Origin of the sequence: Gluconobacter sp. P1D12_c (assembly GCF_018812105.1) — a bacterium.
GTDB classification, from domain to species: domain Bacteria; phylum Pseudomonadota; class Alphaproteobacteria; order Acetobacterales; family Acetobacteraceae; genus Gluconobacter; species Gluconobacter oxydans_A.
In genome coordinates this window covers 1-428 of the sequence record NZ_JACSIQ010000533.1, presented here as the reverse complement: position 1 = coordinate 428, position 428 = coordinate 1, and the positions used below count along the sequence as shown (strand labels likewise).

The window sequence follows — 428 nt, the reverse complement described above, 5'->3', positions numbered from 1 at the left end:
AGATCCTGGTGATCCAGACGTTGAACAATTTGTCTGATGAGCGGACGGAATATCTGATCAACGATCGCCTGTCGTTCATGCGCTTCCTTGGGCTGGGGCTTTCAGATCGTGTTCCTGATGCCAAAACACTCTGGCTGTTCCGTGAGCGCCTGACGCAGGTGGGAGCGATCGAGGGTCTGTTCAACCGTTTTGACGCGACCCTGCGGCACGCCGGCTATCTGCCGATGTCGGGCCAGATCCTGGATGCAACGCTGGTGGCGGCTCCAAAGCAGCGCAACACGAACGCCGAGAAAGCCGATCTCCGGGCAGGCCGTATTCCCGAAGACTGGCAGGACAAGCCGTCAAAGCTGTCGCACAAGGATCGCCATGCGCGCTGGACGCTGAAGTTCACGAAAGCGAAGCGGCAGGACGATGGAACCATGCCGTCG

At 59.1% G+C, this 428-nt stretch carries 1 protein-coding gene; it reads left to right on the top strand.

What is annotated here, in order from left to right:
* Positions 1 to 428, top strand: a 428-nt coding sequence (locus tag KP705_RS18025; protein WP_215765286.1) for a transposase, incomplete at both ends; no start/stop codon positions are given.